Raw genomic sequence first — 2,472 nt, 5'->3', positions numbered from 1 at the left:
AAATAATTTAACGGTGCTTATGCCAAATTCGAAATTCAATCAATATACCATTTTTGATATTAGTGGACGAGTAAATAAACAAGGCGTTATTACAAATGATTTACAGAAACTCAATATTGATTTAAGTGATTTATCTAAAGGCATGTACTTAATTAATTTAAAAGGAATTGAAAGCAGAACTTTTAAGTTGGTTAAAAATTAAAAATTAACAAAAAATATATATTATAATGACAAAAATTATTAAAATCAGACTTGTTTTTATACTAGTCTTACTTCTTAATGTAATTAATTCTTATGGGCAATTAACACATCCAGGAGGGTGGTTTTTAGATGATGATTTAAGGCTTATTAGAACTAAAGTCTCTGCAGGTGAAGAACCGTGGATATCTGGTTGGAACGCCATAAAAGATATTGATGCCGATGAAAGCTATACGGCGACGGTGTCTCCAACTATTACAGATACAAATGCATTTTCGAATCAAGGGCATGCGGCTTATGTTCTTGCTATTAAGTGGGTAGCTTCGGGCGATATAGCTTACGCTAATGCAGCCAAAGATATTATTGATGCTTGGGTTAATACTGTTGAAGATTTTGATGTTTATGGTCCAACCTTAACCCTTAGTGTTTCTGCTGGTCATATGGCTAATGCGGCTGAAATTCTTGCTTGGGGGTTTAATGGAGAGGCTAGTTGGTCATCAACAAGTATATCTAATGCTAAAACTTGGTTTAAAAATATAGTTTACCCTTTTACGAGTACCGGCGATTCGCGTTCTATGAACTGGGGAACGTCGTGTGTTATTGGAAATATGGCTATGGCTATTTTTTGCGATAACACTACCATGTTTAATGATGCCATTAATGCTTATAAATATGGCTTTACGGATACCGATGATGGCTGTGCAGGAGTTACGCAGTATATTATAAATGCAGACGGTCAATGTTTTGAAAGTGAGAGAGATCAGGTGCATACTCAAGGTGGTATTGCTCATTTGGTAGAACCAGCTTTGATTGCTTGGAACCAAGGTGTTGATTTGGTAAGCTTTGCTGACGACAGACTTGTTGCTGGAATGGAATATACAGCTAAATACAATCTAGGATATGATGTGTCTTGGACAAATGATATTCCTAACCCTTGTAATCAATCATTTGGCTGGATGAATAATGGTTTTATTAGTGAGGACGGTCGTGGAGATTTTTCGCCAATGTATTATTTGGCAGCTAAACTTTTTAAAATGGCAGGTAAACCGCACCCATATACGGCAGCGGTACTTGACGCTTCATATGATAATGGTGTGCCTTATACTCCAGAGTTTACAAACACCTCTCATCCAGGGATGGGAAGTATGTGCTTTATTATAGATGAAAACCCTGGAGATCCTATAAGTGGATTTGATTCCAAAGGTTTACCAGAATATAATATGAATGAATTACCTATGACCATAGAAGCAGAGAATTTCGATTATTTAGATTTAAATGGTCAAGATAAAACCTACAACGACCTTACTGATTCTAATGAAGGAGGTCAATATCGAACTGATGAAAACGTAGATATTGAATCCTTAACTGATGGCAACTATAATATTACAAGTATTAAAAATGGAGAATGGTTGTTATATACAGTTAATGTGTCTTCAAATGGTATATATAGTATAGATATAAATTATGCAGCTTCTAATAATAATGGCGCTATAAAGTTTAATTTAGATGGCGCAGATCTAACATCAAGTGTATCAGTTCCTTTTGGTGCACCAAATTCTACAGGACTAACAGATTGGCAAGATTTTAATGTTGTAAGTGGTGTAAGGCTATCCAAAGGTATACAGGTTTTAAAAGTTTTATTTACTGGTGAAGATGACGCTTTCAAACTAAATAATTTTACAGTTTCACTAGTAGAAGCAGACCCCGAAGAGACTGTTTTAATTCAGGCAGAAGATTATAGTGAAATGAATGGGATTAGAACTGAATCGACAGGTGATGTAGATGGCGGATTAAATGTAGGATATATAGACGCTGGAGATTGGATGGATTATCAAATTGAAATAGCTAATTCTGGTACTTTTATTTTAAACTACCGTGTAGCAAGCAAAAATGGAGGCGGTTCTGTGGAATTTCTAGTTGATGGTGAAACTCAAGGAACAACAGGTATTTCCTCAACAGGAGACTGGCAAGCGTATACAACATTAAGTACCACAGTATCATTGACTTCAGGAAGTCATACTATTCGTTTAAATGCGCTTTCTGGTGGGTGGAATATTAACTGGATCCAATTGGTGTTAAAAGAGGTTGAGTCACTTTCTCAAGAATCGTTTGAAAAAAATAATGAGGTACGGCTTTACCCAAACCCCGTATCAAATAATTTAACGGTGCTTATGCCAAATTCGAAATTCAATCAATATACCATTTTTGATATTAGTGGACGAGTAAATAAACAAGGCGTTATTACAAATGATTTACAGAAACTCAATATTGATT

At 35.2% G+C, this 2,472-nt stretch carries 2 protein-coding genes; both read left to right on the top strand.

Annotation, left to right across the window (positions count from 1 at the left end; all coding sequences use genetic code 11):
- Positions 1 to 202 (top strand): T9SS type A sorting domain-containing protein (locus ABJM36_RS12885; RefSeq protein WP_348451908.1); only part of this gene is annotated, 202 nt, incomplete at its 5' end.
- 25 nt (positions 203 to 227) lie between these two features.
- Positions 228 to 2,472, top strand: a 2,245-nt coding sequence (locus ABJM36_RS12880) for a carbohydrate-binding protein (protein ID WP_348451907.1), incomplete at its 3' end; no start/stop codon positions are given.

The sequence above is a fragment of the Algibacter sp. genome (assembly GCF_039977455.1).
Taxonomy (GTDB): domain Bacteria; phylum Bacteroidota; class Bacteroidia; order Flavobacteriales; family Flavobacteriaceae; genus Algibacter_B.
Note: the sequence above shows the minus strand (reverse complement) of the source record. Positions and strands in the feature narration are given on the sequence as shown.